This window comes from Variovorax sp. SPNA7, from assembly GCF_033807855.1.
In the GTDB taxonomy this organism is placed as follows: domain Bacteria; phylum Pseudomonadota; class Gammaproteobacteria; order Burkholderiales; family Burkholderiaceae_C; genus Variovorax; species Variovorax beijingensis.
In genome coordinates this window covers 2,570,552-2,594,738 of the sequence record NZ_CP138513.1, presented here as the reverse complement: position 1 = coordinate 2,594,738, position 24,187 = coordinate 2,570,552, and the positions used below count along the sequence as shown (strand labels likewise).

Annotated in this window: 24 protein-coding genes and 1 pseudogene; 4 read left to right on the top strand and 21 right to left on the bottom strand. The window is 65.8% G+C overall.

The window, feature by feature from the left end:
• Positions 1-134 precede the first annotated feature (134 nt).
• From RZE77_RS12000 to RZE77_RS11975, 6 genes are all read right to left on the bottom strand, one after another.
• Positions 135-1,145 carry a zinc-dependent alcohol dehydrogenase family protein gene (locus tag RZE77_RS12000; RefSeq protein ID WP_319442038.1) on the bottom strand — a complete coding sequence of 337 codons (1,011 nt, stop codon included), beginning with the start codon at positions 1,143-1,145 and terminating at the stop codon, positions 135-137.
• Entirely contained in the window at positions 1,145-1,723 is a 579-nt protein-coding gene (locus tag RZE77_RS11995) for an amino acid synthesis family protein (protein WP_319442037.1), read from the bottom strand. Before RZE77_RS11995 ends, RZE77_RS12000 begins: the two co-directional genes overlap by 1 nt.
• Before the next feature lie 10 nt (positions 1,724-1,733).
• Entirely contained in the window at positions 1,734-2,705 is a 972-nt protein-coding gene (locus RZE77_RS11990; RefSeq protein WP_319442036.1) for a tripartite tricarboxylate transporter substrate binding protein, read from the bottom strand.
• 66 nt (positions 2,706-2,771) lie between these two features.
• Complete coding sequence (locus RZE77_RS11985; protein WP_319442035.1) at positions 2,772-3,635, bottom strand: fumarylacetoacetate hydrolase family protein; 864 nt, start codon at positions 3,633-3,635, stop codon at positions 2,772-2,774.
• Positions 3,636-3,681: 46 nt separating this feature from the next.
• Positions 3,682-4,242, bottom strand: a complete 561-nt coding sequence (locus RZE77_RS11980) for a VOC family protein (protein ID WP_319442034.1) — start codon at positions 4,240-4,242, stop codon at positions 3,682-3,684.
• 31 nt (positions 4,243-4,273) lie between these two features.
• Positions 4,274-4,993, bottom strand: a complete 720-nt coding sequence (locus RZE77_RS11975) for a GntR family transcriptional regulator (RefSeq protein WP_319442344.1) — start codon at positions 4,991-4,993, stop codon at positions 4,274-4,276.
• Between the two features lie 31 nt (positions 4,994-5,024).
• On the opposite strand from RZE77_RS11975, the gene RZE77_RS11970 reads away from it, so the two are divergent.
• Positions 5,025-5,624, top strand: a complete 600-nt coding sequence (locus tag RZE77_RS11970) for an NADPH-dependent FMN reductase (protein WP_319442033.1) — start codon at positions 5,025-5,027, stop codon at positions 5,622-5,624.
• Between the two features lie 42 nt (positions 5,625-5,666).
• Here the strand turns inward: RZE77_RS11970 and RZE77_RS11965 are convergent, their stop codons facing one another.
• The gene (locus RZE77_RS11965; RefSeq protein WP_319442032.1) at positions 5,667-6,215 is read right to left on the bottom strand and encodes a cupin domain-containing protein; all 549 of its coding nucleotides are present in this window, start codon (positions 6,213-6,215) and stop codon (positions 5,667-5,669) included.
• Between the two features lie 8 nt (positions 6,216-6,223).
• Positions 6,224-7,333: an alcohol dehydrogenase catalytic domain-containing protein gene (locus RZE77_RS11960; protein ID WP_319442031.1), complete on the bottom strand. Its 1,110-nt coding sequence runs from the start codon at positions 7,331-7,333 to the stop codon at positions 6,224-6,226.
• 155 nt (positions 7,334-7,488) lie between these two features.
• Between RZE77_RS11960 and RZE77_RS11955 the strand changes: the two genes are divergently transcribed.
• The 3 genes and pseudogenes from RZE77_RS11955 to RZE77_RS33355 all read left to right on the top strand — a co-directional run.
• On the top strand, positions 7,489-9,105 hold the full coding sequence (locus RZE77_RS11955; protein WP_319442030.1) for a bifunctional 3-(3-hydroxy-phenyl)propionate/3-hydroxycinnamic acid hydroxylase: 1,617 nt from the start codon (positions 7,489-7,491) through the stop codon (positions 9,103-9,105).
• The gene (locus RZE77_RS11950; RefSeq protein WP_319442029.1) at positions 9,102-9,515 is read left to right on the top strand and encodes a nuclear transport factor 2 family protein; all 414 of its coding nucleotides are present in this window, start codon (positions 9,102-9,104) and stop codon (positions 9,513-9,515) included. The genes RZE77_RS11955 and RZE77_RS11950 overlap by 4 nt, the downstream gene beginning before the upstream one ends.
• Positions 9,516-9,834: 319 nt before the next feature.
• A pseudogene (locus tag RZE77_RS33355) lies at positions 9,835-9,975 on the top strand (helix-turn-helix domain-containing protein); the annotation flags it as partial.
• Positions 9,976-10,258: 283 nt separating this feature from the next.
• Here RZE77_RS33355 and RZE77_RS11945 read toward each other — a convergent pair.
• From RZE77_RS11945 to RZE77_RS11885, 13 genes are all read right to left on the bottom strand, one after another.
• Positions 10,259-11,728, bottom strand: a complete 1,470-nt coding sequence (locus RZE77_RS11945; protein ID WP_319442028.1) for an NAD-dependent succinate-semialdehyde dehydrogenase — start codon at positions 11,726-11,728, stop codon at positions 10,259-10,261.
• 22 nt (positions 11,729-11,750) lie between these two features.
• Positions 11,751-12,749: an NAD-dependent epimerase/dehydratase family protein gene (locus tag RZE77_RS11940; protein ID WP_319442027.1), complete on the bottom strand. Its 999-nt coding sequence runs from the start codon at positions 12,747-12,749 to the stop codon at positions 11,751-11,753.
• Entirely contained in the window at positions 12,746-13,948 is a 1,203-nt protein-coding gene (kbl, locus tag RZE77_RS11935) for a glycine C-acetyltransferase (RefSeq protein WP_319442026.1), read from the bottom strand. The genes RZE77_RS11940 and kbl overlap by 4 nt, the downstream gene beginning before the upstream one ends.
• Positions 13,949-13,986: 38 nt before the next feature.
• The gene (locus RZE77_RS11930) at positions 13,987-14,946 is read right to left on the bottom strand and encodes a homoserine kinase (RefSeq protein ID WP_319442025.1); all 960 of its coding nucleotides are present in this window, start codon (positions 14,944-14,946) and stop codon (positions 13,987-13,989) included.
• Positions 14,947-14,953: 7 nt separating this feature from the next.
• Positions 14,954-16,369: a threonine synthase gene (gene thrC, locus RZE77_RS11925; protein WP_319442343.1), complete on the bottom strand. Its 1,416-nt coding sequence runs from the start codon at positions 16,367-16,369 to the stop codon at positions 14,954-14,956.
• A gap of 31 nt (positions 16,370-16,400) precedes the next feature.
• Positions 16,401-17,552, bottom strand: coding sequence for an amidohydrolase (locus RZE77_RS11920; protein ID WP_319442024.1), 1,152 nt, complete (start codon positions 17,550-17,552; stop codon positions 16,401-16,403).
• A gap of 4 nt (positions 17,553-17,556) precedes the next feature.
• Positions 17,557-18,483 (bottom strand): 2-hydroxyacid dehydrogenase, encoded by a 927-nt coding sequence (locus RZE77_RS11915; RefSeq protein WP_319442023.1) that lies wholly within the window; start codon positions 18,481-18,483, stop codon positions 17,557-17,559.
• A 5-nt stretch (positions 18,484-18,488) separates the two neighbouring features.
• The gene (locus RZE77_RS11910; RefSeq protein ID WP_319442022.1) at positions 18,489-18,842 is read right to left on the bottom strand and encodes a cupin domain-containing protein; all 354 of its coding nucleotides are present in this window, start codon (positions 18,840-18,842) and stop codon (positions 18,489-18,491) included.
• Between the two features lie 61 nt (positions 18,843-18,903).
• Positions 18,904-20,232, bottom strand: coding sequence for an NAD(P)/FAD-dependent oxidoreductase (locus RZE77_RS11905; protein ID WP_319442021.1), 1,329 nt, complete (start codon positions 20,230-20,232; stop codon positions 18,904-18,906).
• A 9-nt stretch (positions 20,233-20,241) separates the two neighbouring features.
• The gene (locus RZE77_RS11900; protein ID WP_319442020.1) at positions 20,242-21,270 is read right to left on the bottom strand and encodes an ABC transporter ATP-binding protein; all 1,029 of its coding nucleotides are present in this window, start codon (positions 21,268-21,270) and stop codon (positions 20,242-20,244) included.
• Positions 21,270-22,331 (bottom strand): ABC transporter ATP-binding protein, encoded by a 1,062-nt coding sequence (locus RZE77_RS11895; RefSeq protein WP_319442019.1) that lies wholly within the window; start codon positions 22,329-22,331, stop codon positions 21,270-21,272. The genes RZE77_RS11900 and RZE77_RS11895 overlap by 1 nt, the downstream gene beginning before the upstream one ends.
• Positions 22,332-22,341: 10 nt before the next feature.
• On the bottom strand, positions 22,342-23,229 hold the full coding sequence (locus RZE77_RS11890) for an ABC transporter permease (RefSeq protein ID WP_319442018.1): 888 nt from the start codon (positions 23,227-23,229) through the stop codon (positions 22,342-22,344).
• A complete protein-coding gene (locus tag RZE77_RS11885) occupies positions 23,226-24,182 on the bottom strand; it encodes an ABC transporter permease (protein WP_307644465.1) in 957 nt (318 codons plus the stop codon). Before RZE77_RS11885 ends, RZE77_RS11890 begins: the two co-directional genes overlap by 4 nt.
• Between the last annotated feature and the right edge of the window lie 5 nt (positions 24,183-24,187).

Genomic DNA, 24,187 nt, shown 5'->3' with positions numbered 1-24,187 from the left:
TTGACTTCGCTTTTGGAACCTTGTCGACCCTGGAGTTCGTCCACCTGTTCTCCGTTTTCGACGGTATGACATAGGTGCGCGCCATGGGTGTCGACGTTCAGCACAATTTTTGAAAGCTGCGTCAAGCAGAGAGTTCATGTGCCGCGAGGCAGCAGAATGATCTTCCCGAGCGTGCCTCCACTGTCGAGCAGTTCGTGCGCGTAGCGTGCTTCCGCAAGAGGAAAAAGTGTCGCCTTCGGCGCATGCACGCGGCCCTCGGCCATGAGGGCGATGGCCGACTCCATGAGGCCGCGGCGCTGTACGGCGTCCGCGTCCACCGCGTGGATCGAGAACGTGCGCACCGCCAGGCTCTTGCCGAGGAGCGCCCGAAGCTCGCCGAATACATCGCTCGACGGTGGGCCGCTGACGATGTTGTACGAAACCACCATGCCGAACGGTGCCAGTGCACGCAGGCAGGCGACGAAGAGATCGCCGCCGAGGTGGTCGAAGGCCAGGTCCACGCCGCGCCCGCCGGTGAGCTGCATCACCTTGTCGGTCAGGCCTCGCGCGTCGCTCTCGATGACCTCGTGCGCGCCGTTGGCCAGCGCAAAATCCCGCTTCTGCGGGGTGGAGGCGGTGCCGATCACGCGCAGGCCGCGGTCGCGCGCCACCTGCACCAGCGCCGTGGCCACGCCGCCGGCCGCGCCGGGAATCAGGATCGATTGCGCGGGCAGGTTGCCGTTGCTCGACAGCATGGCCAGCGCAAGCTGAAAGTTGCCGAGGCTCACGGCATCCTCGAAGCGGATCGCATCGGGAAGAACGAAGGGCGCGGCCTCGGGCACGCAGATGGCTTCGGCGTAGCAGCCGCCGCGCTGCTTCAGTTCCCGCGCGCTCACAAGCACGCGCTGCCCGACGTGCAGCGCCGAAACGCCGGGGCCGACGGCATCGACGACGCCGGCCATCTCGTTGCCGGGAATCGCCGGCATCGGCGGCATCCACTTGTAGGTGCCGTTGCGAATCAGCACGTCGGGCCCGCCGGCGCCGATGGCCATGGCCTTGACCCGCACTTCGCCCGCCTGCGGCTGCGGCAGCGGCAGTTCCACCAGTTGCAGAACGTCTGGGCCGCCTGGTGCCTGGAGCTGGATCGCCTTCATGGGGGTGTGCATCAGCGCTGCCCGTCGTGCACGGACACCTGTTCCTTGGTGAGCCCGCCCAGGCGTGCATGCACCCGCCCTCCCGTGCCCATCACCAGCGCAAAGAGAATCTCGTTCGGCCGCGGCGCATCCTGGATGCCGATCTCCATCGAGTTGTAGTGGCTGCGCACGTATGCGGCGTGGATGTAGTGCAGCGGCACCATGAGCCTGTACCCGGTGGCAGCCACCGCCTTGGCCGACGGCACGATCGCCTTCGGCTCGCCGAGCACGTCGCGCATGGCCCAGCCTCCGGCTTCGTGCCAGACGGCGCCGTGCTCCAGCTCGCCGTTCACGCCCACGATCGCGGCCTTGCTGTAGACCTCGACCTTGTCCCGGCCGAGCACTTCGACCAGCTCGGTGGCCAGCAGCGTGCCGAGCGAGCGCAGTTCAGCCATGAAGGGCATCAGGTCCGGTTCGTACCCTCCTGCATAAGGGTTGCGGATGACCGCGCAGGCGGCCGCCAACCTGAGCGGCGTTGCGGCCGCCGGGCCGCCCTCGTGATAAATGGTTTCTATGGAAAGGCTGCGCTTGCGAATGTCGATCAGGGACATGGAATGGTCCTCATTGCTTGGGTATGTGTGCGTCGTTCACCACGGCGGTCCACCGCTTCAGCTCGGCGGCCACCATGGCGGTCATTTCTTCGGGTGTGCTGCCGCGTGCCTCGCCGCCCATCTCTTCAAGCCGCGCACGCACGCCCGGCGCTTGCAGAGCCTTGAGCGTCTCGGCATGCAGCCGGTCGACGATGGGGCGCGGCGTGCCCGCGGGCGTCATGAAACCGGCCCACGAGCGCACGTCGTAGCCCGGCACGCCCTGCTCGGCCACGGTCGGCAGCTCGGGCATCTGGCTCCAGCGCTGCGCGCCGGTGGTGGCCAGCGCCCTGAGCTTGCCGGCCTTGATGTTGGACAGCACTGCCGTGGGCGGCGCAATGATCATCGGCACCTCGCCGCCGAGCAGCGCCGCAACCGAAGCCGCATCTCCGCGGTAGGGAATGTGCAGCATCTCGACATTGGCGCTCTTCACCAGCAGCTCGCCGGCGAGGTGGTGCGTGGAGCCGATGCCCGCCGACCCATACGAAACGCCGCGTGCATCGGCGCGTGCCGCGGCGAGCATTTCGCCCAGCCCGCGGTAGGGCGAGTCGGCCCGCACCACCAGCAGGAACGGAAAGTAGGTGATCGTCGACACCATCTGGAAGTCCGACACCGTCTGGTAGTTGAGCTTGTTGTAGAGCGCGCCTGCCACCGCGTGGCCGCCCGTGGCCAGCAGCAGCGTGTATCCGTCGGGCTTGGCGCGCGCCACCGTGCCCGCGGCAATGGTGCCCCCTGCCCCGGTCTGTGCCTCGACCACGAAGGGCTGCCCCAGCCCCTTGGCCATTTCCGTGCTGACCACGCGCGTGATGGTGTCGGCGTTGCCGCCGGCCGCAAAGCCCTGGTAGATCTTGATCGGCTTGTCCGGGAAGCCCTGGGCCAGGGCGTGTAAAGGTGCCGCGCAGGCCAGGGCCAGGCCTGCGGCGACGAGCAATCGTCTGTGCCACATGGTTTGTCTCCAATGTTGTGGAATGAAGGCCGCGGCTTGTGCCGCCGCGGTCCGGGTCCCGAGGCTTCAGTCCTGCTGGACGATAGGATTGCGCAGCACGCCGATGCCTTCGATCTCGACCTCGCACACGTCGCCCGGCTTCATGAAGCGAGGTGGCTTCTTGCTCCAGCCCACGCCGGCCGGCGTGCCGGTGGCGATGACGTCGCCGGGTGCGAGCGTGAAGATGGTCGACGAGTAGCTGATGAGCTTCGGAATGCTGAAGATCATGTGGCCAGTGTGGCTGCTCTGCACCACTTCGCCGTTGAGCCGGGTCTCGAGCTTGAGTTCGCGACCCGGCGCGATCTCGTCGGCCGTCACCATCCACGGACCGAAGCCGCCGGTCGATTCGAAGTTCTTGCCCGAGGCGATCTGCTTGGCATGGAACTGCCACTCGCGCACGCTGCCGTCGTTGTAGCAGGAGTAGCCCGCCACGTGGTCGAAGGCATCCGTCTCGGCAATGTTGCGCCCACCCTTGCCTATGATGACGGCGAGTTCGCCCTCCCAGTCGAGCGATTCCGACACGTGCGGCCGCACGATCGGCTGGTTGTGCGCGCATTGCGAGCGCCACACGCGCAGGAAGATCGGCGGCTGCTCCGACAGCTCGCGATGCATGCCGGCGGCCAGCACCTCCTGGTGGTGGTCCATGTAGTTGCGGACCGCGCACACGATCTTCTCGGACCGCGGAATCGGCGGAAGAAAGGTGATGTCCGCGAGCTTGGCCACCACAGGCAGCCCTTCGACGTGCTGCGCCGCCTGCAGGTACTCGCCCGAGGCGATGTAGTCGACAAGTCCCGCGTGCTGCGGACGCGCCTTGCCGAGATCGACCACGCCGTCGCCGACAACGGCGCCCCAGGTTTCGCGGCCTTGATGGACAAATGACAAAAGCTTCATGGGAACTCCGGTTGAGATGTTGGGGATGGAATGGAGAGCAGCCGCGTCAGGCGGCAGGCGCAGCCGCTGGCGCACGCGACTCGAACTGCGCCTGCCACTGCGCGAGCGGCATGAAGGTCGGGTCCCTGCGGCACGCCTCCTCGGTCTCGCGCATGAGCGTCTCGTCGTCCTTCGACAGGTCGAGCGGGTCGCCGTGCGGCTGCGCGATGTAGAACGGCGTGTCGACATAGATCTCCACCGTGTTCCCTTCGGGATCGAGCATGTAGACCGAGAGCGCATTGCCGTGGTTAAGGCCGCGGATGTTGGTGGCGCCACGGGCCTCGGCCCGCGCGGAAATGTCGCGCAGGTATTGAATGCTCGGCACCACGAAGGAGATCTGCATCACGGTGCTGAACTTTGCCTCCGCCGGCCGGCCGGAGGCCAGCACCAGTTGGTGATGCTGATCGGGGCTGGCGCTGGTGAACACCAGCTGGTTCTTGAAGGTGCGGCCTTCGCCGCGATCGGTGATCGTGAGATCGAAGGCCTCGGTATAGAACGCCACCATCCGGTCCAGGTCGGTGACGAAGATGCCGAAATGCGAAGGCGTGGGTCGGGCGACCTTGAGCATGCTGTCTCCAGAGTGATGGGGCTTCGCGCCCCTATGTTTGTGCGGCCTCGGCGGCTCGGAGTGCGGCCAGCACGTTGCGCTGCGTGCTCAGGACGTGCTCCTCGAGCAAAGCGCAGGCCGTGTCGGTGTCGCGGCGCAAGACGGCGTCCATGATCTTGCGGTGCTCGTTCGATTTGCGGCGCGCGGTCTTCCTGTGGCGCGCGGAAAACCGCCGGTAGCGCTCGGCCTGGTCGAACAGGCTTGCACCCCACGTGCGCTGGCGCAGCGACGGGCAGGCGGCAAGCAGCGAAAGGTGAAAGGCGCGATGCAGCTGCGACCATTCGTTGTCGAGAATGACCGGCCCGTCGCTCAGGCGGGACTCGACCTTCTCGAGCCGGTGGAAAGCGGCCAGGATCGCAGCCTCCCAGGCGTCGTCACCATGGGCAATGGATTCGCGCAGCGCCGGCACGTCGAGCATCACGCGCATGCGGGTGATGTCCGCAAGATCGTCCTCGGAGATAGGTGCCACGCGAAAACCGCGGCGCTCATCGGCGCGAACGAGCCCCTCCTGGGCCAACCGGCTGAGCGCCTCGCGCAGCGGGCTGCTCGAATAGCCGTAGGCCGCCTGGAGCTCGTCGAGCTTGAGCTTGGTGCCGGCTTCGAAGTTGCCGGACAGGACATCCTGCCGCAAGCGGTTGAAGGCCTGCTCGACCAACGGTGGCTCAAAGGTGGGGGGCATTTCTTGTTTGTGCATGGAAGCAATTTTATGCATAAACTCTCGACTCCTGAACATCGGCTTCCACATGACACACAGCACTTCGACCCACGTCATCCGCCTGCTCGGCATCTCCGGAAGCATCCGGCGCGAATCCCACTGCACCGCGGTGCTTCGCAGCCTGCAGCCCTTGCTGCCGGAGGCGGCATCCATCGAGCTCTTTCCACTGGACGACGTTCCGCTCTACAACGCCGATCGCGACGGCGACACGCCGCCCGAGGCCGTGGCCCGGCTGAAAACGGCGATCGCGCAGGCCGACGGCCTGGTGCTGTGCTCTCCGGAATACAACTACGGCATGCCCGGTGTACTGAAGAACGCCATCGACTGGGCATCGCGCCCGGGCTTTGCCTCGCCGCTCAAGGGAAAGCCGGTCCTGATTGCGACGGCTTCGCCGGGCACCGCGGGCGGCGTGCGCGCGCAGGCGCAGATCCGCGACGCTTTGGCCGCCACGCTGGCGCGGCCCGTGGTGCGGCAGCACGTCGCCATCGCGAACATCGCCACGCGCATCCGCGACGGCCGGCTGGTCGACGAATCCACGCTCGACTTCCTGCGCGTGGCGCTCGCCGATCTGCTCCAGGAAATCGCATTGCTGGACAGCGCCGCATCCCGCCCGGTTGGCCGGGTTTGACGAGGTCGAGGAAGACATCTGCGCCATGGCGTCGATTGCGGCTCAGCCCGTGCGCCGAGTGCCCACGAGCACGAACAGCATCGTCGCGGGCTTGTCGCCGAGGTTGCGCCATGCATGACGGTTGCCGTGCTGCACGGCCACGTCGTGCCGGCGCAGCAGCACCTGCACACCGTCGTCGAGTTCGAGCGTGATCTCGCCTTCGAGCACGATGTCGTAGTCGATGCTGTCGGTGGTGTGCATGCCGGGGTGATCGGGCTCGAAGGTCTCGGCCAGGCCGGGAACCAGGCGGCCGGCCTCGGCGCCGAAGGCGGCCGCATCGAAGTCGGCGCGCATCATCACGGCATCGGGCGGAAAGCTGACCATCATCACGCGGGTGCCACCCGCGGTCGGCGCGAAGCCTGCCTCGCCGGTACGATCGCGCTGGCCCGGCGCCGCGGCACCCACGGTGTCGGCAGCCTCCGTCGTCCATAGCAGCGCTGCGGCATGGCCGGGCAAAGTCGTGAACTCGACGCTGCGCGGCGCAGCGCCATCCGAGAGCACCCGGGCCTTGCCGTCGGCGCCTGTGCCCGCCACCACGCGTCTGATCTTCATGGCGTGCCTCAGGGGTTGATGACGAAGTTGCTGAAGCCGCCGTTGCGGCTCGCGATGCCCGAGATCGCCTCGTTGATGCGGTCCAGCGGATAGCACACATGCTCGAAGACCGAGAGGTCGAGCGTGCCAGCTTCCGCCATGTCGGCCATGTCCTGCCCCTCGCCGGCGGTGAACCAGGCCGAGCCTTCGATGCTCTGCTGCTCGTCCATCATGGTGTGCAGGTCCATGCCCACCATGCCCGCGATGGCGCCGATGTTGAAGGCGCGGCCGCCGCGCTTCAATGCGCGCACGCCCTGCTGGAAAGTCTCGTGCGGCGCGCCGGGGCCCAGCGCGTCGATGAAGGTGTCCACGCCCAGCCCGTCGGTGCGCGCCTTGACCCATGCGTCGATCGCCTCGCCGTCGGCATTGGAAAACACCTCGATGCGATCGGGGGCCAGCGCCTTGACGCGCTCCAGCAGTTCCCGGTTGCGCCCCGTGCCGAGGATGCGCGTGGCGCCCATCGCCAGCCCGAAAAGCGCGCCCCCGATGCCCAGCGTGCCGCTGATGCCGTTGATCAGCACGCTGCGGCCGGGGCCGACCTGCGCCTTGCGCATCGCGGAGTACATGGTGCCCAGGTAGCCGAAGCGCGCCGCCTGGTTGAAGCTCACGTTGTCCGGCAGTTTCACCAGCGCGTATTGGGGCGCGATCATGTATTCGCACAGGCCGCCGGAGGGATAGTTCTTGTAGAGCTTGAGCGAGTTCTGCGAGAAGCCGAAGTAGCCGCTGAACGCGTAGTGCGTGCAGTTGATGAGGTCGCCGTTGCGGCAGGCGCGGCAGCCGCCGCAGTAGAGGCTCGGGTTCACATAGACGCGGTCGCCCGGCTTCCACGTGTGCACATGGGAGCCGACCGCCGTCACCTCGCCGGCCGGGTCGAGCCCGAACACCGCGGGCAGCGGCGGCAGCGGCAACTCCGGAAACCAGGTGGTCCAGTTGGCCAGGATGTTGCCCAGGTTGGGCACGATGCCGCAGGCACGCACCCTCACCTGCACGTCGTTGGCGGCGGGCTGGGGAATCGGCAGTTGCTCGACTTCCATCGGGGCGCCGACCTTGTGCAGTCGGGCGGCTTTCATCGTCGTCATGGTGTCTCCTTGCTGATGGTGATGGTGTCCATATGCACAAAGTGCGTTTTGTGCATTCTTTTCGACCAACCGGCCCGCCGCCATCGGTGATAACCCTTTGCGCATGAAATATGGTTTTATGCACAATCTTTAGATCCATGCATTCAAGGCACGCCATGCTCCAACAGAATCCGGAACCCGTCGATGTGGCGGTCATCGGCTTCGGCCCCGTCGGCGCGACGCTCGCCGCTCTGCTCGGCCAACGCGGTCTGCGCGTTGCGGTGTTCGACAAGTCGGAACAGATCTATCCGCTGCCGCGCGCCTTCGCGCTCGACCACGAGGCGCTGCGCGTGTTCCAGGAGATCGGCATTGCCGGCACGCTGGCGCCGCACATGACGCCCTACCGCCCGACCATCTACCAGGGCAGTGACGGCGAGCCCATCCAGCACTTCGACATGGGCCCTTCGCCCTACCCGCTGGCCTGGGCGCCGTCCTACACCTTCAACCAGCCGGCGCTGGAAACCTCGCTGCGCGAGGCCGTCGGCAAGCTCCCCGGCGTATCGATCCATCTCGGGCATGAGGTGCTGCAGCTGAGCCAGCCGCCGGACCATGCGCTGCTCGGCGTCCGCCGGCCCGACGGCACCGAGGCGCAGCTGCGCGCGCGCTATGTGGTCGGCTGCGACGGCGGCACCAGCCCCACGCGCAAGCAGTTGGGGTTGAAGCTCAAGAGCCTCGAGTTCGACGAGCCCTGGATCGTGGTCGACATGCACGTGAACGAAGACAAGCTCGACCGGCTGCCCGCCACCAACGTCCAGTACTGCCACCCGTCGCGTCCCTGCACCTACGTCGTCGGCCCGGGCACCCACCGGCGCTGGGAGTTCCTGCTGCTGGCCGACGAGGCCGAGCAGCGCGAGATGCCGCCCGAGTCCATCTGGAAGCTGCTCGCCCCCTGGCTCACTCCCGCGGATGCACGCATCTGGCGCGCGGCCACCTACCGCTTCCATGCGGTGGTTCTCGAACAATGGCGCAAGGGCCGCGTGCTGCTGGCGGGCGACAGCGCGCACCAGATGCCGCCCTTCCTGGCCCAGGGCATGTGCCAGGGCCTGCGCGATGCCGTCAACCTGGCCTGGAAGCTTCAGTGGGTGCTCGATGAGCGTGCGCCCGAGAGCCTGCTGGACAGCTACGGCGACGAGCGCAGTCCGCAGGTCGAGGACGTGACGGCGACCGTCAAGCGCCTCGGCCAGATCATCTGCGAGCGCGACCCGGTGCGCGCCGCCGAGCGCGACCGCCTCCTGCGCGAACAGCAAGGCGGCCAGGTGCGGATGCAACTGCGGCAGAGCCTGCTGCCCGGCGTGCACCACGGATTGATCGATTGCGACGAATTGCCCGCGGGCACGCCTTTCCCCCAAGCCATGGGATCGATCGAGCCCGGCGCCGTGCCGCAGATGATGGACGACCTGCTGCCGCACGGCTTCCTTCTGGTGCTGCGCCATGCGCCCGACGCGGCCGCGCTGCGTGCGTTGCGCGAACCCGCAGCAGCGCTCGGGGCGCAACTTCTGTGCATCGATGCCGCGGCCGCGGTGCCCGGCATCGCAATGCTGGCAGAGGCCGACGGCATTCTTGCCGCGTGGTTCGAGCGCCACCAGTGTGAGGGCGCGCTCGTGCGGCCGGACCATCTGGTCTACGGCGTCGCGCGCATCCTCGGGGAAGTGGAGGCTTTGATGCAGCGGGCCTGCAAGACTCTCGGCGCCACGCCGAACCGCACCAGACTCGCTCTCCAGGAACCCGCATGACCGACACGTTCACCGCCCCGTCGCCTTCCGCCACCGAGGCGCTGCTGCTCGATCTCGAGGCGCAGCGATGCGACGCCATGAAGCGCGCCGATTTCGCGCGGCTGCGCGAAATCCTCCATCCGGCGCTCACGCACGTGCATGCCAAGGGCCAGATCGACGACTACGAAAGCTACTTCCGCTCGGGCGGCACGCATGTCGACTACCGGCAGATCGACCGTTCAGAGCTAAAAGTGCGGGTGCTGGGCGGCACCGCGCTCATGACCGGCCGGCAACTGCTCGTGGCCGTGCGCAAGGACGGCAGCGGCACCGTGCGCATCGATTCGCGCGTAATGCAGGTCTGGACCCAAGATGAAGGCCGCTGGCGACAGCTGGCGTTTCAGACCACGCCGCTGGAAATGAGCGTGACATGAAACCGCGGCACTATCGGTTGGTAACCCCCAAAGATCGCGGCCACGGTCATACCAACGTTCGGCCGCCGGGCGTTTTGAATAGCGTAGGTCGTGAACCGTGTTGGCCCGGCGAACGGTCATTCTGCGCCCCACGGAGGTAGCTGTTCCACCAGGGGTTCACCAAGGGCTCGTACAGGCACTTTGCCGCTCTTGGCAGTTCGCGGTTCGCCCGCTCCCAACCACATCTCGAAGACGGCGGCTTCGGAAAGTCTCACTCGGGCGTCAACACCCCGCACTGGGGCCAAGCTCAAGACGGGATTACCGCACGCTTACCGAGCAGATGCCCATTCGCGAGATAGCCAGGCCTACAGGCCTGTCTCGCAACACCGTAAAGAAGTACCTGCGAGCCGGCGACGAAGCGCCGCGCTACGCCATGCGGGCGAGCTCAAGCAAGCTCGATCCCTATGCCGACAAGATCGCGACCTGCTCGCGATCGATGGTTCGTTGAGCATGACTCGGAGGACGGCCTGACGACCCTACAAGTTATCGGCAGCTCCCTGCGGCACCTTCCATGTCAAGCAGATGCATTGCAGGAACGCGGTGTGGACTACGTCTTCGGTGTTCCTCTTGCAGTGGCCGAGAGGTTCGTGGGCTTTCGGTACCATGGAGCGTTTGACGATGCTGATGGCGAGATGTTCACTGTTCTCGCTCCACGGTAGTGCCGCCTTCGGCCCACGGCCGACACTTGGCTCAATTGTGCGCAGCTAAAGCTGCCCCTGGCACAGGTACTTGGTGTGCAGATAGTCATCAAGGCCGTGCACCGAGCCCTCGCGGCCGTAGCCTGAAGCCTTGACGCCGCCGAAGGGAGCGGCCTCGGCCGCCAATGCGCCTTCGTTGATACCGACGATCCCTGTCTCCAGTGCCTCGGCCACGCGCCAGATGCGGCGCACGTCGGTCGAATAGAAATAAGCGGCCAAGCCGAAGGGCGTGTCGTTGGCGGCCGCGATCACCTCGGCCTCGGTCATGAAACGTGTGATCGGGACCACCGGCCCGAAGGTCTCCTCACAGCTGCAAGCCATGGTGGCATCGGCCTTCACCATCACAGTGGGCGCGAAATAGTTCGGGCCCAGGTCGACAAGACGCTTCCCCCCCGTGAGCACCATTGCGCCCCTGGTGACCGCGTCCTGCATGTGGCGCTCGATCTTCTCCACGGACCGTGAATTGATCATCGGACCAATCTGCGAGCCAGGATCGGTGGCGGGGCCGACCTTGAGCGCACCCACGCGCGCTGTCAACTTGTCGACGAACGCGTCGTGCACCTTGTCCTGGACGAACACCCGGTTCGGCGAAACGCACGTCTGTCCGCCGTTGCGGAACTTGGCGGCCATCAGGCCTTCGACAGCAGCATCGATGTCAGCGTCCTCGAACACGATGAAGGGTGCGTTGCCACCAAGCTCGAGCGACAACTTCTTCAGCGTGTTGGCGGAACGACGCGCCAAATGCTGGCCCACTGGCGTCGAGCCGGTGAAGCTGATCTTGCGCACCCGCGCATCATCGAGCCACACGTCAACCACCTCGGGCGTGCGTTCGCGCGAGGCGGTGACGATGTTGATCACGCCCGCCGGCACCCCGGCTTCCTGGGCCAGCTTGATCAGGGCGAGGGAGGTCAGCGGCGTGTCCTCCGCCGGCTTGCACACCACGGTGCAACCGGCGGCGAGGGCCGGCGCAATTTTGCGGGCGATCATCGCGGCCGGGAAATTCCATGGCGTGATGGTGGCGACCACGCCGACCGGCTCCTTCAGTGCGAACATGCGCCGGCCGGGCACCGGTGCGGGAATGATGTCGCCGTTGGCACGGGTGGCTTCCTCGGCAAACCACTCGATGTAGCTGGCGGCATAGGCCGCTTCGCCCCTGCCCTCGGCCAGCGGTTTGCCCTGCTCGCGCGAGATCAGCCGCCCGAGGTCCTCCTGGTGCACCATCACCAGGTCATTCCAGCGCTTGATGATCTGGGCGCGCTGCTTGGCGGGCACGGCACGCCAGGCCGGGAAGGCGGCATGGGCGGCATCGACGGCCGCGCGCGCATCGGCGGCGCTGCCGTCGGGCACGCTTGCGAAGACGTCGTTGGTGGCGGGGTCGATGACGTCGAGGCGGCGTCCGTCGATCGCTTCGCGCCATTCGGCGCCGATCAACTGGCGTCCGGGCATCAGGTCCTTGCGTTCGAGAGTCAGTGTCATGGTGTTTGTCATTCAGAGGTTGTCAATTTGCGGCCACTTGTTCGCCATTTGCCACACCGAGCTCCGCGCCCGGCATCGACATGGAAGACAGGTTCTTCAGCATGTCGCGGACAGTCGCCGAAAGGTCGTACCTCGGAGCCCAGTCCCAGTCGCGCCGCGCGCAGCTGTCATCGATGGAATCGGGCCACCCGCTGGCGATCTCCTGTCGGAAATCCGGCTCATACGCAATCTCGAAGTCGGGCAAGTGCTTGCGTATCTCCTGCGCGATCTCGCGGGGCGTGAAGCTCACGCCGGCGAGGTTGTAGCTGCCGCGTTCGGTGATGGCCGAACTGGGCGCTTCCATCAACTCCAGGGTCCCGCGTACCGCATCGTCCATGTAGAGCATGGGCAGGGGTTCATCTTCGGCCAGGAAGCAGGTGTAGCGCTCTCCTCTCAGGGCCGCGTGGAAGATGTCGATCGCATAGTCGGTCGTGCCGCCGCCGGGACTCACCTTGTAGGAAATCAGTCCCGGATAGCGCAGGCCGCGAACATCCACGCCATGGTTCTCGTAGTACCAGCGGCACCAGCCCTCGCCTGCCAGCTTCGAAATGCCGTAGATGGTGCTGGGCTCCATGACCGTTCGTTGAGGCGTGGCCTCGGCGGGTGTCGTCGGGCCGAAGGCAGCAATGGAACTGGGCCAGAAAACCTTGTCCAGCTTGCGATGCCGTGCAACCTCCAGGACGTTCAACAGGCTGCCCATGTTGAGTCTCCAAGCCCACTCAGGTGCAGTCTCTCCCGTCGCCGACAAAGCCGCCGCGAGATGGTAGATCTGGGTAATGTGATGCTTCTCGACCACCTGCGTAAGCTGGCCCACGTCCGTGGCATCCAGCATCTCATAGCGAACATTGGCGTTTCGACCCACATCCAGGCGGTCGCTACCCACGACGTTGTCGGCGCCGTAGCGGTTCGCCAGAGCAGCGGAGAGCTCGGTGCCCAACTGGCCGTTGGCGCCGATGACGAGAATCCGAGGCGATCCGGTCATGCGATCACCCCCAGCTCTTTCCCGGCTTGCGCGAAGGCGTTCAATGCAGCGTCAAGCTGGGCGCGGGTATGCTGCCCACTGATCTGAACGCGGATGCGAGCCTGGCCCTTGGGCACCACGGGATAGAAGAATCCGGTCACGTAGACCCCCAGCTCCAGCAGCCGACGAGCCAGCATCTGAGAGAGCTCCGCGTCATGGAGCATCACCGGGATGATCGGGTGTTCGCCTGGCTTCAGTTTGAAACCGCATGCCGCGAGCCCGGCGCGGAAGTAGCGCGTGTTGTCCTCCAGGCTGTCGCGCAGGTTCGTGTCGGCCTCCAGCAGGTCGAGCACCTTCAAGGTCGCGCCGACGATCACCGGTGCCAGGCTGTTCGAGAACAGATAGGGCCGCGAGCGCTGGCGCAGCAACTGGACGACGTCCGCCCTGGCGCTCGTGAACCCGCCGGATGCACCGCCGAGCGCCTTGCCCAGGGTGCCGGTGATGATGTCCACCTTGCCGAAGACACCGCGGTATTCATGGGTGCCGCGCCCTCGCTTGCCGAGAAAACCGGTAGCGTGTGAATCGTCAACGCCCAGCAATGCTCCGAACTCGTCGCAGACATCACGGATTTCGTCCAGGCGGGCAATGGTCCCGTCCATCGAAAAGACCCCGTCGGTAAACACCAGCTTGTACCGGGCTCCCGCTTCATCCGCCGCTTTCAGTTGCTCGCGCAGATCCACCAGGTCGTTGTGTCGGTAGCGGTACCGCTTGGCCTTGCACAACCGGATCCCATCGATGATGGACGCGTGATTGAGTTCGTCGCTGATCACGGCATCGCCCGCGCCCAGCAGCGTCTCGAACAGCCCGCCGTTGGCATCGAATGCCGACCCATACAGGATGGTGTCTTCCGTGCCAAGAAATTGCGAGAGGCGCGCTTCGAGCGTTTTGTGGACATCCTGCGTTCCGCAGATGAAGCGGACGGAACTCAGACCGAACCCGCGCGCGGCCAGCGCGTCATGGGCGGCCTCGATGACGCTGGGGTGGGATGACAGGCCCAGATAGTTGTTCGCGCAGAGATTGATCACTTCCCGTCCATCCGCGGTGGCGATCTGGCTTCCTTGCGGCGATTGGATCGTGCGTTCGAGCTTGAACAGGCCGGTGGCCTGTATTTCCTCGAGTTCGCTTCTCAGCGAGGCGTAAAAATCTGCGGTGGTTCTCATAGTTGATCCTCATGGCCCAAGTCGGCCCAAAGTCCTTTCTAGAAAATGCTTGCGCCGGTGGCATCGCTCACGCGATGGCGCAGAACGCGTTCGAAGTGGCTGGGGTCATGAGCCTTCAGAGAGGCGGCTTCGCGGGGCATGTAGCAGTCCCAGAGCCGCGATACCCAGAAGCGCAAGGCCGCGGCACGCTCAAGAGCCGGCAATAGACGACGTTCCTCAGGCGCGAGCGGGCGCACCGACTCGTAAGCTGTTAGAAATGCTGCCCGCCGGACGGCGTCGGCGCATCCGCTGTCCAGACCCACGCACCAGTCGTTGAGGCAGACCCCGATGTCGAACAGGAAGGTGTCGCAGCCCGCGAAGTAGAAATCGAGGAAGCCGCTCAAGCAGCCGCCCTCGAACATCACGTTGTCGCGAAACAGGTCGGCATGAACCGGCCCGCGCGGGAGGGCCGCGTAATCGGGCGATGCGGCGATGCGTGTCTGGAAGGCCAGTTCGTCCAGCAGCAGCGTGCGCTGGTCGTTGCCTACATAGGGCAGCAGAACCGGCACGGTTTCCTTCCACCACGGCAGGCCGCGCAGGTTGGGCTGATGGCGGGCATAGTCCCTGCCAGCCAAGTGCATTCGCGCCAGCATTTCGCCCACAGCGCCGCATTGCTGCGCATCGGGCGCCAGTTCATTCTTTCCGCGCAACCTTCCCACCACTGCGGCCGGCTTGTCCTTGAGGCGATGCAGGATGGGACCTTCGGCGTCTGGCGCCGGCCTCGGCACCGGAATGCCGCGATCCGCCAAATGCTGCATCAAGTGCAGGTAGAACGGCAATTGCTCCCATGCCAGGCGCTCGAACAGCGTCAGCACGTACTCGCCGTGGTCCGTGTCAACGAAGTAGTTGGTGTTCTCGATGCCGCCACTGCAGGCGGCCATGGCCTGCAGGTTGCCAAGGCCCAGCCGCCGCAGGAAGGCGGCAGCCTCGTCGTAGAGAACTTCGGTGAAGACAGCCATGCTGCGATCAGGACAAGTGTGCGGCGACGAATGCCTTGACGTGAACCGCATCCGCCGGGAGCACCGTCACGCGCTTGGGCAGGTCTTCGATGCCGCGGAACCGCGCGGGCCGGTCCGGCTCGTGACCCAACGCTTCGACGATGGTCGCCGCGAACTTGATCGGCAGCGCCGTCTCCAGCACGATCATCGGCACACCAGCGCGCACGAAGTGGCGCGCCACCGTCAGGCCGTCGGCCGTGTGGGTGTCTATGGTCACGCCAAAGCGCTCGTGCGTGTCGCGGATCGTCGTCAGACGGTCGGCGTGAATGCTCTTGCCGCTGAGAAATCCATAGTGCGTGCCGGCCAGCGCGAATGCCGGGTCGGCATCAAGGTCAAAGCGGCCGTTCTTCGCGAGTTCCTCGCCAAACAGACGCTTGACCGTGTTCGCGTCGCGACCCAACAGATCGAACACAAAACGCTCGAAGTTGCTGGCCTTGGAAATGTCCATCGACGGACTGGAGGTCTCGTAGGTGTCGGCGCTGCCGCGGACCCGATAAACGCCGGTACGGAAGAACTCGTCCAGCACGTCGTTCTCGTTCGTGGCGAGCACGAGCTTGTCGATGGGCAGGCCCATCATGCGCGCCACGTGGCCGGCGCAGATGTTGCCGAAGTTGCCCGAGGGCACAGCGAAGCTCACCTGTTCGGTGTTGAACTTCGTGGCCTGGAAGTAGCCGGCAAAGTAGTACACCGCCTGGGCCAGGAGGCGCGCCCAATTGATCGAGTTGACCGTGCCGATGCGGTACTTGCGCTTGAAGCCCAGGTCGTTGGACACCGCCTTGACGATGTCCTGGCAGTCGTCGAACACGCCGGTAATGGCAATGTTGTGGATGTTCTCGTCCTGCAGGCTGAACATCTGCGCCTGCTGGAAGGGGCTCATGCGGCCGTCCGGCGAGGTCATGAAGACCCGCACGCCCTTCTTGCCGCGCATGGCGTACTCGGCCGCGCTGCCGGTGTCGCCGCTGGTGGCGCCAAGAATGTTGAGCTCCGCACCGCGGCGGGCCAGTTCGTATTCGAATAGGTTGCCCAGCAGCTGCATCGCCATGTCCTTGAAGGCCAGCGTGGGGCCGTTGGACAGGGCTTGGAGGTACACGCCCTCCTCCAGCATCTTGAGCGGCACGATCTCCTTCGTGCCGAAGACCTCCTCGGTGTAGGTCTTGCGGCAGAGCGCGCGCAAGTCGTCGGCCGGGATGTCGTCGATATAGAGCGAGAGGACTTCGAAGGCGAGTTCCGCATAAGGCAGACCACGCCACCGGGATAGCTGCTCGGGTGTGACCTGTGGGTATCGCTCCGGCAGATACAGGCCGCCATCGGGCGCCAGGCCCTCCAGCAGGATCTCGCAAAAGCGCTTGCGGTCGGGATGGCCGCGGGTGGAAAAGTACAGCATCTTGGATTTCATTTCTTGACGCGGGACCGACTCAACGCAAGGCCATGTGCGCGACGGCTGCGAACCAGCGCACGCCGCAGGCGAGCACGTCATCGTTGAAGTCGTATGAGGGGTGGTGCAGCGAGGCCGTGTGGTCTGCGCCGCGCTGGCCGAGCCAGAGGTAAGCCCCTGGGCGCTGCTGGAGCATGAATGCAAAGTCTTCCGACGTGAATGCAGGCGCGGCGGCCAGTTGCACATCCAGGCCGGCACTGCGCGCCGCCTCGAGTGCGAGCTGCGCGTGCTCGGGGCTGTTGACCGTCGCCGGGTAGTAGCGCGTGTACTCGACCTCGATCGTGGTACCGCTCCCGCGCGCGACACCCGCTGCGACATCGCGAATCGCCTGCTCGATCGTGTCCTGCACGGCGGGGTCGAAACTGCGCACGGTGCCGGTCAGCTCCACGGCCGCTGGCAGAACGTTGTGCGACTGACCTCCGCTGATCCGCGTCACTGACAAGACGGCATTCTGCGTAGGAGGAATGCGCCGCGACACGATCGTGTGCATCTGCGCGACGAGTTCACTGGCGGCGAGCACCACGTCGGGTGTACGGTCGGGTTGTGCTGCATGGCCGCCTTGCCCGCGCACGACGATGTCGAAGCGATCTGCCGCGGCCATGATGGGCCCCGGTCTTGTGGCAGCCGTGCCTGCAGGGAGGTCGGGCCAGTTGTGCAGGGCGAACACGGATTCACACGGAAAGCGCTCGAACAGGCCTTCTCGCACCATCTCGCGTGCACCTCCCCTTCCTTCTTCGGCGGGCTGGAAGATGAAGGCAATGCTTCCATCGAAGCTTCCGGCTCGCGCAAGGTGCCGGGCTGCTCCCAGCAGCATGGCCGTGTGGCCGTCGTGACCGCAGCCGTGGTGAACGCCAAGGTGGCGGCTGACATGGGAATGCTGGGCGTCCTCTCGCATGGGAAGCGCATCCATGTCCGCGCGCAGGCCCACCATGCGCGTCGAATGACCCCGGCGCAGAACGCCCACCACGCCGGTCCCGCCGATTCCCTCGTGCACTTCCAAGCCGCATTCGCGCAGCGCAGCCGCAACCACGCTGGAAGTGCGCCGCTCTTCGAACGCCAGTTCGGGGTGCGCGTGCAGGTCGCGCCGCAACACGGCCAAGGCCGGCAGCAAGTCTTCGATGTCGTTGTTCATGATTTCAATACCCCCGCGTGCGATCGACCAGCCCGATCAATGGCTCGCCCGCCTCGTGGCGGCGGATGTTGTCGAGCACCAGTTCCACAGCCGTCTCCGGCTGCGTCATGCTGGCGATGTGCGGCGTGAGCAGGATCTTCGGGTGCGCCCAGAAAGGGTGGCCCGCGGGCAGCGGCTCTGGATCAGTGACATCGACGACCGCGCCGGACAGCCAGCCCGCCTCCAGCGCATCGACCAATGCCTGGTGGTCAAGGTGCGCTCCGCGCCCGACATGCACCAACGATGCGCCTCGCGGCAGATGCTGAAACAGCGTGGAATCGAGAATGCCGCGCGTTTCCTGGGTAAGGGGCAGCAGGCACACGAGGATGTCGGTACTGGTCAGCATCGCAGGCAGTTCCGCCTGGCCCGCGTAGCACGCCACACCTTCAATCTCGCGGCGCGTCCGGCTCCAGCCGGCGAGCGGGAAGCCGAGCGTGCGCAACTGGTTCAACACCGCGCATCCGAGCACTCCCAGGCCGAGAACGCTTACGCGCCGCTTCGATGCGGGATGGACGCGGTGCGCCGCCCAGTTGGCTTGGCGCTGCTGCCAGATGTAGGTCGGCAGGTCTCGGTGAAGCGCGAGCACGGCCATCGTGGCGTACTCCACCATGCCCGCGACGACACCGGGCTCGGCCATGCGCACCACCGGCAATTCCGGCGGCAACGCGGCGAGGTCGAACTGGTCGATCCCCGCACCCGTCGAGAAAAACAGTTCCAGGTTGGGGAACCGCTGCGCAATGTCCTGCGGCGGCACCCACGCGGCAAGATAGCGCACGTCGTCCACACTTCCGGTTTCCGGCCAGATATGAAACGGAATGTCGGGCGCCTTGGCGGCGAACAGGCGTGTCCACTCCGCCCCGCGCACGGGGTCAGCCTTGTACAGGAAAGACATGCTGCCTACTGGTAGACGACCCAGATCTTGCGGGTGGTCTCGATGCAGCGCCACACGCCGGTGAAGTCGGGCTTCATCACGAACGCATCGCCTGCCTGCACCCGCACCGGCGGCTTTCCGTCCTCGGTCACTTCCGAGATGCCCGAGAGGATGTAGCAGAACTCCATGGTGCCGCCCTTGATGGACCGGAAGGTGCCCGGCGTCGTCTCCCAGACGCCGGCGCGCACTTTTCCATCGGCGGACTGATCGACGTCCCAATTCTTGAATTTCGCGTTGCCCTCGATGACCCGCTCTGGCAGCGGACCGCCTTCGCGCGCGGAACCAAGATCGTCGTATTTGAAAAAGGTGAGATTGCTCATGAGAGAAGGTTCTTGCTTGGATGGAAAAAATTGAATGGCGTCAGGCCGCAGACGAGAAGCGTCAAATGGCACCGACCGTGACCTTCGAGCCATCGCCAAGGCGCGAGAAGCGGAAAGGCGTGGGATCGACCGCCGGCCGCTCGCCGACGACCAGGCTCGCGGCAAGGTGCCCCGCGCCAGGACCGGTGCCGAAACCATGGCCGCTGAACCCGGCGGCAAGGACGAAGCCCTTGATCCGATCGACGGGTGAAATGACAGGCACGGCATCGGGCGTGCTGTCGATGTACGCCCCCCAGGCGTCTGACACCGTCACGTCCTTCATCGCGGGATAGAGCTGCTTCACGCAGCCGAGCAGATGACGAATCGCGCCTTGGTCCGGTGCCGGATCGAGAACGCGGATCTGCTCGAACGGCGACGCCTTGTCGAAGTCCCAGCTGCCGAGTGCGCCAGGCCCGCGAAAGAACGAACGCCCGATGCCGAACTCCACCGCCTTGAGCCGCTTCATGAACATCGGCATGAACTCGCGTGCGTACCGCAGCGCCTGGGGAGTGAACTCGAGCGTCCCCCTGCCGCTGATCGCCACGATGTAACCGCCATCGGGGCGGCGCGTCAGCGTGCATTCCGGCGTCGACAGGGCCGGCGGCAAGCCTTCGATGGGACCGGTCCGCAGGACGGATGCGCGCACGCTCGCCTGCGGGAAGGAAATGCCGTGCCGGCGGCAGAACGTGGACGCCCAGGCGCCTCCGGAACAGACGACAGCGCCCGTTTTGATCAAGCCTCGTTCGGTGATCACGCCGCTGACCGCGCCGTTGGCGATGTCGAGGCCGCGGGCTGCGCAGTCCTGATGGATGGTGGCGCCCAGAGCCCGCGCCCCTTCCGCGATCACGGGGGCGGCGAGTGCAGGGTCCGCCGTGCCGTCGTCCATCGAGTGCACGCCGCCCAGCCATTGGCGGCTGGCGCTGCCTTTCATGACGCCCGCTGCCTCCGCCGCGCTGAGCATGCGCGTGCGAACGCCGAAAGGCCGCCCGTGCCTTCTTCCCCAATCGTCCCAGGTGGCGATCTGCTTGGCGTCGTCGCTTGCGTAGTACAGGCCGCAGCGACGGAAACCGAGGTCGCGTCCGATGTCGCGCGTCATCTCGTCCCAGAGGCGAAGCGCCAATGCCGACAGAGGCAGCTCGCGCACGTCGCGGTTCTGCTGGCGGCACCAGCCCCAGTTGCGGCTGGACTGCTCGCCCCCGATGTAGCCCTTTTCGAGAACGGCGACCGAGAGGCCGCGCTTGGCCAGGAAATAGGCCGTGGAAACGCCGACGATGCCGCCGCCGATCACCACGGCGTCGGCTTGCTCGGGCAGCTTGTCGTCGCTGCGGATGCGAAGAATGGATGGAGACATGGGTTGGGGTTAGATGTCGTCGCGGATGCACGCGGTCGCGTGGTTCCGCTCGATGAATCTGAGTTCGGGCACGCCGCTCGCGCATGCCGGCTGGGCGTGTGCACAGCGCGTGCGGAAGGCGCATCCCGATGGGGGAGCCAGCGGGCTCGGAATGTCGCCCTTGAGCAGCTCGCGCGGGCGCCGATGCTGCGGGTCGAGGTTCGGCACGGCAGCCATCAGCGCACGCGTGTAGGGATGGCGCGGATTGTTCAACAACGATTCGGCGTCGGCGATCTCCACCAGCCGGCCGAGATACATCACCGCGATGCGGTCCGAGATATGGCCCACCACCGCGAGGTCGTGACTGATGAACAGCATCGTGAGCCCGAGCCGCTGCTTCAGCTCGAGAAGCAAGTTGATCACCTGCGCCTGCACGGACACATCGAGGGAAGACACCGGCTCGTCGGCCACCAGCAGCTTCGGCTCGGTCATGAGCGCACGGGCGATGCCGATCCGCTGCCGCTGCCCGCCCGAGAACTCGTGCGGATAGCGCGAACGGTGCGCCGGGTTCAGCCCGACGGTCTTGAGCACGGCATCGATGCGGTCCCGTCGCTCCTGCATCGTCAGCTTGGGCATGTGGATCTGCAGCGGTGCGGCCAGCAGCTCCTCGACCGTGTGCTTCGGGTTCAGCGACGAGTACGGGTCCTGGAACACCATCTGCATCGAGCGCCGCAGCGGTCGCATCTGGCGGCGCGTGAGACCCACCAGGGGCTTTCCGTCGAAGTGCACCTGCCCCGCGGTCGGTGGGTCCAGGTTCAGGATGGCGCGGCCGATCGTGCTTTTGCCCGAGCCGCTTTCGCCCACGAGGCTGAGCACCTCGCCGCGGCGGATGTCGAAACTCACACCATCGACAGCCTTGACGTGCTGCGCCGGCTTTCCGAACCAGGTGGTGCCCAGGGGGTACCACTTGCGCATGCCTTCCACCTGCATCAGGGCGGTTGCAGGCGGCTGATGCAACTGCTCTTGCTGATCTTGCTGATTCTGTTGTGCTTGCTGCATCACGCGGCTCCTTCGATTTCAGACCAACGGACGCATCGCACCAGATGGTCCGGCCTTGCGTTCTCCAGATTCGGCACCGCGGCATCGCAGCGGCCCGGCACGAAGTGGCCGCAACGCGGCCCGAAGGTGCAGCCGGGCGGGTGTGCGGCCGGATCGGGCACGTTGCCCGGAATGGCGAAGAGCGGGGTCTTGCGGGCACGGTTGGAATGCAGCCGTGGAACCGAATGGATCAGCCCTCGGCTGTACGGATGCCGCGGCTGCGTGAACAAGGACATGACGTCGGACTGCTCGACGATGCGGCCCGCGTACATCACCATCACGCGGTCGGCGATCTCGGCCACCGTGCCGAGGTTGTGCGTGATGAAGATCATCGACATCCGGTTCTGCGACTGCAGCTTCTGGAGCAGTTCGAGAATCTGCGCCTGAATGGTCACGTCGAGTGCGGTGGTGGGCTCGTCGGCGATCAGCAGCGACGGCTCGCAGGCGATCGCGATGGCGATCATCACGCGCTGACGCATGCCGCCGGACAACTCGTGCGGGTAGTTCCCGAGGCGGCGTTTCGGGTCCGAGATGCCGACCTGGTTCAGGAGTTCGGCAGCGCGGTCCATGGCCGCATGTGCGCTCATCCCGAGGTGGATCCGCAAGCTCTCGCAGATCTGTGCGCCGACGGTGTGCACCGGGTTCAGCGACGTCATCGGCTCCTGGAAGATCACCGATGCAACGCCGCCGCGCACCCGACGCATCTCGCGCTCGGGCGATCCGACCAGCTCGTGCGTGCGGCCGTCGCGCGCCACAAGCCGCGCGGAACCGGTGATCGTGCAGTAAGGCGCGGGCGGTGTGAGGCCGAGCAGGCCGAGGCAGGTCACGCTCTTGCCGGAGCTGGTCTCCCCCACCAGGGCCAGTGTCTCGCCGCGGCGCACCGAGAAGCTCACGTCGCGCACCGCGTGGAGCTTGCCGGCCGCCGTACGAAAAGCGACGTTCAGATCGCGCACGTCCAGGATGTTTTCCGCTTCGGCAGCGGCTTGGGCAGGTTGGACGGGGATCGGTTGAAAGCGATTCATATCAAGCATTTCATCGATCCAGTTTCGCGTCCAAGGCATCGCGCAGCCCGTCGCCGATGAAGTTGAAGCTCGTGACGGTCAGCGTGATGGCCAGTCCCGGCACGATCGCAAGCCAGGGCGCGTTGGTGAGGTAGCTCTGCGCGTTCTCCAGCATGTTTCCCCAGCTCGGCGTCGGCGGCTGGATGCCGAAGCCAAGGAAGCTGATGTACGACTCGGCCAGGATGGCGTGGGCAATGTTCAGCGTCGCGGCCACGACGATGGGCGCAACAGCATTGGGCAAGAGCTCGCGGAACATGATGCGGCTGTCGCTGGCGCCAAGCGATTCGGCGGCGAGCGCGAAATCGCGTTCGCGCAGCGACCGGATCTGGCCTTCCACCACGCGGGCCACCTCCATCCAGCTCGCCAGGGCGATCAGCACCACGATGGAAGTGACCGACGGCTCGATCAGGGCCGCAACCGCCAGCAGCAGGAAGATGGTCGGAAAGCAGAGCATGGCATCCACGAAGCGCATGAGCACAGCACCGACCGCGCCGCGGTAGAAGCCCGCCACGAGCCCGACCAGCACCCCCACCACCACCGACAGTGCGGTGGCCGCGAAGCCGACAGCCAGAGAGATGCGGCCGGCATACATCAGGCGCGCCAGCACGTCGCGGCCCAACGGGTCGGTTCCGAGCAGGTGCGCGCCGGCGAACGGTTCCGTCAGCCGCGCGCGGATGTCCGTGTCGGTGGCATTGAAAGGCATCAGCAAGGGGCCGACGAAGCTCAAGAGTGTCATGAACAGCACGACGCCCACGCCCAGGAGCGCCGCCCTGTGGCGCAGGAAGCGCCTGAGGGCCGGATAGCGCTCGGCCAGCGTGCGCCGCGGCGGAGCCAGCGTTACGGTCTGGACGGTGCTCATTTGGAAGCTCCTTTGATGCGCGGGTCCGCCACGGAGTAGAGAAGGTCCGCGACCAGGCTGCCCAATAGAACCATGCAGGCCGTGAACATCAGCATGCCCATCACCACGGGGTAGTCGCGGTTGCTCACGCTGTCGAGAAAGAGCCGGCCCATGCCCGGCCAGGTGAACACGGTCTCCGTCACCAACGCGCCGCTCAGCAGCGTGGACACGTGCAGGCCCGTGATCGTGATCATCGGCAGCAGCGCGTTGCGCAGCGCGTGGCGCAACAGGATCTGCATGGCCGGCACGCCTTTGGACTTGGCTGTGCGGATGTAGTCCTGATTCACCACGTCGAGCATCGAGGAGCGCATGTAGCGGCTCCATACGGCGGTGGAGACCAGCGCCAGCACGATGCACGGTGCCACCAGATGCTGCAGGCGGTCGATGAAGGAACCGTCCCCGATCGTTTCGCGGTTGCCCGCCGGCAGCCAACCCAGGTTCACGGAGAACACGTAGATGACGGCCAGGCCGAACCAGAACGTCGGGATAGACAGCGCAACCATTGCGCCGATCGTGGCCAGATGGTCGAAGAACGAATAACGCTTCACCGCACCCAGGATGCCGATCATGCCGCCGATGAACATCGCCAGCAGCGTCGAACTCACCATGAGTTCAAGCGTGGGCCCGACATGAATGCCGATCTTCTTGAGCACCGGCAACTGATCCCGGTACGAGGTGCCCCAGTCGCCGGTCGCGATGTTTCCGGCCCATTCGAGATACTGGACCGGCACAGGCCGGTTCAGCCCGTATTGCGCCATCAGCCGATCGACGTCCTCCTGTCCCAGATCGCCCGTCGCGACAAATTGCGCCAGCGGTCCGCCAGGCGCGAGATGCAGGATGGCGAATGCAATGACCGAGACCAGCGCGAGCAACAGCAGCGACTGCAGCAGCCGACGTAGAAGGTAGCGTGCCATGGCGC

Excerpts from the sequence above, each read along its gene's own strand:
- RZE77_RS11895 (WP_319442019.1), bottom strand. The coding sequence starts at position 22,331 with ATGAATCGCTTTCAACCGATCCCCGTCCAACCTGCCCAAGCCGCTGCC.
- RZE77_RS11980 (WP_319442034.1), bottom strand. The coding sequence starts at position 4,242 with ATGCTCAAGGTCGCCCGACCCACGCCTTCGCATTTCGGCATCTTCGTC.
- kbl (WP_319442026.1), bottom strand. The coding sequence starts at position 13,948 with ATGAGAACCACCGCAGATTTTTACGCCTCGCTGAGAAGCGAACTCGAG.
- RZE77_RS11960 (WP_319442031.1), bottom strand. The coding sequence starts at position 7,333 with ATGACGACGATGAAAGCCGCCCGACTGCACAAGGTCGGCGCCCCGATG.
- RZE77_RS11905 (WP_319442021.1), bottom strand. The coding sequence starts at position 20,232 with ATGTCTCCATCCATTCTTCGCATCCGCAGCGACGACAAGCTGCCCGAG.
- RZE77_RS11990 (WP_319442036.1), bottom strand. The coding sequence starts at position 2,705 with ATGTGGCACAGACGATTGCTCGTCGCCGCAGGCCTGGCCCTGGCCTGC.
- thrC (WP_319442343.1), bottom strand. The coding sequence starts at position 16,369 with ATGCTGTACTTTTCCACCCGCGGCCATCCCGACCGCAAGCGCTTTTGC.
- RZE77_RS11975 (WP_319442344.1), bottom strand. The coding sequence starts at position 4,993 with ATGCATAAAATTGCTTCCATGCACAAACAAGAAATGCCCCCCACCTTT.
- RZE77_RS11915 (WP_319442023.1), bottom strand. The coding sequence starts at position 18,483 with ATGTCTTTCCTGTACAAGGCTGACCCCGTGCGCGGGGCGGAGTGGACA.
- RZE77_RS11945 (WP_319442028.1), bottom strand. The coding sequence starts at position 11,728 with ATGACACTGACTCTCGAACGCAAGGACCTGATGCCCGGACGCCAGTTG.
- RZE77_RS11885 (WP_307644465.1), bottom strand. The coding sequence starts at position 24,182 with ATGGCACGCTACCTTCTACGTCGGCTGCTGCAGTCGCTGCTGTTGCTC.
- RZE77_RS11970 (WP_319442033.1), top strand. The coding sequence starts at position 5,025 with ATGACACACAGCACTTCGACCCACGTCATCCGCCTGCTCGGCATCTCC.
- RZE77_RS11890 (WP_319442018.1), bottom strand. The coding sequence starts at position 23,229 with ATGAGCACCGTCCAGACCGTAACGCTGGCTCCGCCGCGGCGCACGCTG.
- RZE77_RS11995 (WP_319442037.1), bottom strand. The coding sequence starts at position 1,723 with ATGTCCCTGATCGACATTCGCAAGCGCAGCCTTTCCATAGAAACCATT.
- RZE77_RS12000 (WP_319442038.1), bottom strand. The coding sequence starts at position 1,145 with ATGCACACCCCCATGAAGGCGATCCAGCTCCAGGCACCAGGCGGCCCA.
- RZE77_RS11985 (WP_319442035.1), bottom strand. The coding sequence starts at position 3,635 with ATGAAGCTTTTGTCATTTGTCCATCAAGGCCGCGAAACCTGGGGCGCC.
- RZE77_RS11940 (WP_319442027.1), bottom strand. The coding sequence starts at position 12,749 with ATGACCGGATCGCCTCGGATTCTCGTCATCGGCGCCAACGGCCAGTTG.
- RZE77_RS11950 (WP_319442029.1), top strand. The coding sequence starts at position 9,102 with ATGACCGACACGTTCACCGCCCCGTCGCCTTCCGCCACCGAGGCGCTG.
- RZE77_RS11965 (WP_319442032.1), bottom strand. The coding sequence starts at position 6,215 with ATGAAGATCAGACGCGTGGTGGCGGGCACAGGCGCCGACGGCAAGGCC.
- RZE77_RS11955 (WP_319442030.1), top strand. The coding sequence starts at position 7,489 with ATGCTCCAACAGAATCCGGAACCCGTCGATGTGGCGGTCATCGGCTTC.
- RZE77_RS11930 (WP_319442025.1), bottom strand. The coding sequence starts at position 14,946 with ATGGCTGTCTTCACCGAAGTTCTCTACGACGAGGCTGCCGCCTTCCTG.
- RZE77_RS11910 (WP_319442022.1), bottom strand. The coding sequence starts at position 18,842 with ATGAGCAATCTCACCTTTTTCAAATACGACGATCTTGGTTCCGCGCGC.
- RZE77_RS11920 (WP_319442024.1), bottom strand. The coding sequence starts at position 17,552 with ATGAACAACGACATCGAAGACTTGCTGCCGGCCTTGGCCGTGTTGCGG.
- RZE77_RS11900 (WP_319442020.1), bottom strand. The coding sequence starts at position 21,270 with ATGCAGCAAGCACAACAGAATCAGCAAGATCAGCAAGAGCAGTTGCAT.